Below are 5,948 nucleotides of genomic sequence, written 5' to 3'. Positions count from 1 at the left end.
TCTTTGTGGTCTGACAAACACCCGCCGTTTCAGGTAATGCAGCCTGAAGCGGCGGGTGTTAGTCTTTGAGGCACCCAAAAACATATGGCGCACTGCGCCGCTGGATAAGGTTTTTTCCATGAAAGCACTACTCTCTTCTACCGCGCTGACTGGCCTTCTGCTGGTAGCGCCGTTTGCCGCCGCCGCCCCGGAAACCGACGAGCAGCGCTTGGCTTACAGCCTGGGTGTTACGCTGGGCGAAAGCATGCAGGCAGATATTGAAGATCTCGATATTGATGCATTCACCGACGGTATGCGCGATGTCTTCGATGGCAACGAGCTGGCGATGAACGAAGAAGAGATGATGGAAGCGCTAATGGCTTTCCAAGAGAGTTCAATGGAAGCGCGTGAACAGCAAGCCGCCGAGCTGGCGCAGACGAATCTTGAAGAAGGACAAAACTTCCTGGCAGAAAACGCTGAGCGGGATGAAGTCGAAGTAACCGAGTCTGGCTTGCAGTACGAAGTGCTTGAGTCTGGCGACGGCGCAACGCCCGGCGCAGAAGACACCGTAGAGGTGAACTACGAAGGCATGCTGCTCGACGGTACCGTATTTGATAGTTCCTTCGAGCGCGGTGAGTCGGTTAGCTTCCAGGTCAACCAAGTGATCGAAGGCTGGCAAGAAGCCCTGCAACTGATGAGCGTTGGCGATAGCTGGATGCTCTATATTCCTGCTGATCTTGCGTATGGCGAACGCGGCCAAGGCCCCATTGGCCCGAATGAAATGCTCACGTTCCGCGTTGAACTGCTAGGCATTGAATAAGCCATGGGCATAGCCGTTCATCAGCGCCGTCTCATGGCTGCGCTTATTCTTTTGGGCAGCGCCGCTGCCCACGCCCAGGAAGAGGCGCCCGGCCTACCTGCGCTGGGCGCTGCTAGCGACCAAGCCAGCGTGGTAGGAGTCTCTTCTGGCGGCTATATGGCCTCTCAGTTGGCAGTTGCTTGGCCTGAGCGCTTTAGCGGTGTGGGCGTGCTAGCCGCAGGCCCATGGGGGTGCGCTCAAGGGGCATTAAGCCTAGCCCTGAACCAGTGCATGATGACACGCCGCGGGCTCCCATCGCTGGATGAACTGGAACAGCGGCATGAGCGCTATCTTTCATTAGACCAAGTAGGCAGCCAAGACGCACTAAGCCAGCTACGAGCTTTTGTGTGGCATGGCGATGCGGACGAGACGGTGTCGCCTGCGTTAGGAGATCTGCTGGCTCAGCAGTGGCAGGGCTGGCTGGAAAGCCCTGAGCAGCAACTGCGCTACGTTCAGCGGGCAAACACCGGGCACGGCTGGCCGGTAGCGATGCCAAAAGACGCCCCTATTGACCCGCAGTCTTTGGGCGATTGTCACAACGGCGGCGGCAGTCATGTGCTGGCGTGTGGAGAAGACGTGGCCGGTGAGATGATGGCTTGGCTCTATCCCGAGCGTGAGACGAACGCCAGCGAAGGCGAGCTGTTAGCTTTTGACCAGTCCGACTTTGCAGCGAAGGGCTTTGCCGATACCGGTTATGTGTTCGTACCAGAGGCATGTGAGGCGGGCGGCTGCCCGGTAACGGTGGCGCTGCACGGCTGCCAGATGAACGCGGAGGCCATCGACGACACCTTTGTTCGCTACAGCGGCTTAAACCGCTGGGCGGCGGAACATGGTCAGGTGGTACTTTACCCACAGGCAGAGAGCAGCATGGCCAACCCGCAAGCGTGCTGGGACTGGTGGGGCTTTGCTGAGAGTACGTGGCAGATCAATCCGCTGCACGATACTCGCGATGGCACCCAGACACAGGCGCTGATGGCGATGTTGGATCAGCTACAATCGGCAACTGCTAACAAAGCCGCAACGGCTGAGTAACCACATGGCAGCTAACTTATTAAGGTTCCCCTTTTAGCGTTAGCTGCCAAGCTCGCTTTCCAGCGCCGATACTAACCCGTGGGGCGTTGGAGAGTAGAGCACCCGCTGCAATATTTCCCCTTCACGGTTGACCAAAAACAGCGAAGCGCTGTGGTCGATGGTATACGCCATGGCCGATTCCGGCGCTTCTACCCGCCGCCAAATCACCCCGTAACGCTCAGCCACATCGGTAAGCTGTTCTTGGCTTCCCACTAAGCCGATAAACTCACTGCCGAAGAATTGCATATATTCGCTCATCCGGTCGAGCGTATCGCGCTCTGGGTCGACCGTAATCATGACAGGCACAACCCGCTCACGTTGAGCATCGCTCAATTGAGCCAGGGCTTGGCGTTTGACCGCCTGATTCATGGGGCAGACATCGGGGCAGTAAGTGTAGCCAAAGGAGATAATGGCAATTTCATCATCGCCTAGCTGGGTAAGGGAGAAGTCACCCTGGGTAGAGGGCATTGCGATAGGGCCGCCCTGCGGTTCGTCGCTCTCCTGGCCGACGCCTAGCTGGTAAAGGCCCAGGGTGGCCGCCACCACTAGCACGCCTAACAGGGCTAGGCCAAGCCAAAGCGGCTTGCGTTTTATGGAGGCTGCCATGCGCTTAACTCCTTTTAACATTGAAATCGAACCAGCTACCCAGCTTACCGTCAGGCGTCTCCAGAATAACCCTAGCGCGCCACGGCATCACCTCTTGCGTGCAAACGCCCACTTGGCCCTGGCCATGAAAGTGTCCGGGCGCGGTGGTGGTAAGCGCAAAGCGGTTTAACCCCATATCCATATCGCGGCCAACAAAATCCACCGTCACTTGGCTGGGGGTGATGCCCTCCACCTCGACATCCAAGGGCAGCACTTCAAGCGCCTCGATACGGCCATCGGCATCAATGGCTAACGTAAGACGGCCTCTGTCCCCCAGCGTTGTCGAACAGGGGGTCATATGCAAGTTGCATTCGCCGCTAGGAGAGAACCACACGATATCGCTATCGGCACGAAGCCAGTTAGCGAACACATACCATGTGCACGCGGCCAGCGCGAGGCCAGTCACCAGGATAAACACTTTCAGCGCTGGAAAACCCGTAACATCGACAGGTTTAGGCAAATTCTTCATGGCAGAATAGTCGCTACGCAGGCCATAAGGCGGGGAAATTTATTACATGGTATGCGTTTCATGGTAACAGCTATCCCGTAGATGTCGCTGTGCTGGGATGTCGCACTTAATAAGGAAGAACAATGGAGAGCATTACCGGGGCATTAGGGCCGCTGTTTTTATTGATTTTATTGGGTGCAGCCATGGGGTATGGGCGCTGGCCTAGCCTCGATTTTTGGGCGCAAATGGAGCGGTTTATCTACTTTGTGCTGTTCCCTGCCATGCTGGTGGGCACGCTGGCGACAGCCGATGTGAGCCAAGTGCCCGTTGGCCGGTTGGCGCTGGCATTGCTGGGGGCAATGGCGCTGTTTGGCCTTGTACTGTGGCATTTTCGAGCCTGGTTACAGCTCAGCCCGGCGGCATTCACCTCGGTGTTTCAAGGTGCCGTGCGCTTTAATACCTATGTGGGCGTAGCGGGGGCCGCCGCGCTGCACGGCTCGCTGGGGGCCACAACGGCTGCGGTCGCCGTGGCGCTGATGGTGCCCGTGGTGAACGTTATGTGCGTGGCCAGCTTTGTGGCGGCGGGCACGCTGGGTCGCGCAAGCCTGGGTAAAAGCGCGCTAGCGCTGGCGAAAAATCCGCTGATTTTGGCTTGCTTGGCAGGGATTGGGCTGAATCTTAGCGGCGTTGGCCTGCCCGGCTGGAGCGAAGATACCGTCACGTTACTGGGACGCGCAGCACTACCGCTGGGACTGGTGGCCGTGGGGGTCGCGCTTAAGCCCATGGCGCTGCTGCGTATTGACCGAGGGGTGATTGCTACTAACGCCATTAAGCTACTGTGCATGCCAGCATGTGTACTGCTGTTAGCGTGGCTACTGGGGCTCGACCCCGTCAGCCGGGACGTCGCGCTGCTGTTTGCTGCGCTACCCACGGCCACCTCGGCATACATCCTTGCCCGCCAGCTGGGCGGCGATGCGGAATTAATGGCGGCCATTATCACCGGGCAAACACTGCTTGCCATGCTGACGCTGCCGTTTTGGCTCAAATTAGTCAGCTGATATAAAAATAAATAAAAAGTATTCGCATTTGTGTTGACGGGGTAAATGAGAATGATTATATTGTGTTTGTCAGCGTTTGATGAGCCGCTGGCAACCACGACAGCGACTAGGCAGTTCAGCGCCGGTACCCTGTCATGGTTTCTCCCTCTCATTGCTAGTCACGGTCTTTTGCCGCTCCCCTTGGAGCGGCTTTCTTTTTTCTAGAACGCCTTTTGTTGATTCCAGCCAAGTCTTACTCGCAATGTTTGTGCAGATAATAGGGGTTCTTCGCCTATCCTGATGACACCATTGCTAGGAGTCTTCGCCATGCGCATCGCTGTGTTTAGCGCTAAGCCTTACGACCAAACGTTTCTGACCCGCGCCAACGCCGCAGGGCGCCATACGCTGAGCTTTTTTGATGCGCGGCTCACCGTCGAGACCGCACCGCTCGCCGTCGGGTTTGAGTGCGTCTGCGCGTTTGTGAATGACCACCTGGATGCGGCGGTGATGGAGCAGCTTCATCAAGGCGGTACGCGGCTAGTGGCGCTGCGTTCGGCCGGGTTTAATCACGTGGATCTAGAAGCGGCGCAGCGGCTGGGGATGACGGTAGTACGGGTGCCTGCCTATTCGCCCCACGCCGTAGCAGAGCACGCAGTAGCGCTGGTGATGAGCCTGAATCGCATGACCTTTCGAGCTTATAACCGAGTGCGGGAAGGTAACTTTGCCCTTGATGGTTTGCTGGGGTTCGATCTACACGGCAAAACCGTGGGAGTCATTGGAACGGGCCATATCGGTCTCATCTTTGCCGACATCATGCACGGTTTTGGCTGCCGCATTGTGGCCTACGACCCTTACCCAAACCCTGAAGCGAAAGCGTTTGTGGAGTATGTGCCGTTAGAAACGCTCTATGCCCAAGCGGATATTATTTCCCTGCACTGCCCGCTCACGGCTGACACCCGCCACCTGATTAACGCGATCGCCATTGCCCAAATGAAGCGGGGAGTGATGCTGATTAACACCGGCCGTGGGCGGGTAGTGGATACCCAAGCCGTCATCGCCGGTCTCAAAAGTGGCCATATTGGCTACTTAGGGTTGGACGTATACGAAGAGGAGGAGCAACTCTTCTTTGAGGACCACTCCCATCAGGTGATCGACGATGACCGGTTCATGCGCCTAACAACCTTCCACAACGTGCTTATCACCGGCCATCAGGCTTTTTTCACCCAGGAGGCGCTAACCAATATTGCCGAGACGACTCTCGCCAATATCGATGCCTTCGAAAGTGGTAGCGGCAAGCTGCATCGGGTGGTTTACGATAAGCGCAAGTAACCGATCAGTGAGGCCTCTATGCAGCTCTATCTCAATACTTCTTCACCTTACGCCCGCGTCGTGCGGGTATGCCTGTATGAAAAAGGGCTAATGGAGCGCACGGAGCTTTGCTGGTGCGACCCCTGGGCGGCGGATAGCGAGCTTTTAAAGATTACCCCGCTGAGTCGTATTCCGACGCTGGTGACGGAAGGCGGCGAGGTGCTGACCGAATCGCTGCTGATTGCCCACTATCTGGATGCCGTGGGCGAAGGCGCGAAGCTGCTACCGGCAGATGGTTTAGCGGAAACCCTGGCGCTGGCGGGGTTGGGGCAGGGCTTGATGGAGGCGGCGTTCAACGTGGTGATTGGCCGCAAGCATGGCGGGCCAGACGTGGATGAGACGCTGTTAGGAAGCCGACGGTTAAAAGCGATTGAGCGCACGCTGGTGACGCTGGAAGCGCACCCTAGCGTGCTGGCCGGTCATACCCAGCGCACGCTTGGGTCGATTGTGGTCGCTGTCGCCCTGGCGTACCTCAGCTTTCGCTTACCGGCCTTTGATTGGCCGAACCGCTTTCCACGGCTGCAGGCGTGGTGTGCGAAGG

7 protein-coding genes are annotated in these 5,948 nt (G+C 57.5%); 5 read left to right on the top strand and 2 right to left on the bottom strand.

Translation table 11 applies throughout. The annotated features are described in order from the left end of the window. Nucleotides 1–118: 118 nt before the first annotated feature. A complete protein-coding gene (locus BIS10_RS16910; RefSeq protein ID WP_253507018.1) occupies nucleotides 119–799 on the top strand; it encodes an FKBP-type peptidyl-prolyl cis-trans isomerase in 681 nt (226 codons plus the stop codon). Between the two features lie 3 nt (nucleotides 800–802). After that, nucleotides 803–1,870, top strand: coding sequence for a PHB depolymerase family esterase (locus tag BIS10_RS16905; protein ID WP_083025367.1), 1,068 nt, complete (start codon nucleotides 803–805; stop codon nucleotides 1,868–1,870). 39 nt (nucleotides 1,871–1,909) lie between these two features. On the opposite strand, the gene BIS10_RS16900 is transcribed toward BIS10_RS16905, so the two are convergent. Together BIS10_RS16900 and BIS10_RS16895 are read right to left on the bottom strand one after the other, a co-directional pair. Beyond that, complete coding sequence (locus BIS10_RS16900; protein ID WP_253507016.1) at nucleotides 1,910–2,515, bottom strand: SCO family protein; 606 nt, start codon at nucleotides 2,513–2,515, stop codon at nucleotides 1,910–1,912. A 4-nt stretch (nucleotides 2,516–2,519) separates the two neighbouring features. Then, the gene (locus BIS10_RS16895; protein ID WP_253507013.1) at nucleotides 2,520–3,023 is read right to left on the bottom strand and encodes a hypothetical protein; all 504 of its coding nucleotides are present in this window, start codon (nucleotides 3,021–3,023) and stop codon (nucleotides 2,520–2,522) included. Between the two features lie 122 nt (nucleotides 3,024–3,145). Between BIS10_RS16895 and BIS10_RS16890 the strand changes: the two genes are divergently transcribed. The 3 genes from BIS10_RS16890 to BIS10_RS16880 all read left to right on the top strand — a co-directional run. Next, nucleotides 3,146–4,060 (top strand): AEC family transporter, encoded by a 915-nt coding sequence (locus BIS10_RS16890; RefSeq protein WP_253507010.1) that lies wholly within the window; start codon nucleotides 3,146–3,148, stop codon nucleotides 4,058–4,060. Nucleotides 4,061–4,366: 306 nt separating this feature from the next. After that, complete coding sequence (locus tag BIS10_RS16885) at nucleotides 4,367–5,368, top strand: 2-hydroxyacid dehydrogenase (RefSeq protein ID WP_253507007.1); 1,002 nt, start codon at nucleotides 4,367–4,369, stop codon at nucleotides 5,366–5,368. 18 nt (nucleotides 5,369–5,386) lie between these two features. Continuing rightward, nucleotides 5,387–5,948 (top strand): glutathione S-transferase family protein (locus tag BIS10_RS16880; protein ID WP_253507004.1); only part of this gene is annotated, 562 nt, incomplete at its 3' end.

Origin of the sequence: Halomonas sp. 707B3, from assembly GCF_024158645.1 — a bacterium.
GTDB lineage: Bacteria > Pseudomonadota > Gammaproteobacteria > Pseudomonadales > Halomonadaceae > Vreelandella > Vreelandella lionensis.
Note: the sequence above shows the minus strand (reverse complement) of the source record. Positions and strands in the feature narration are given on the sequence as shown.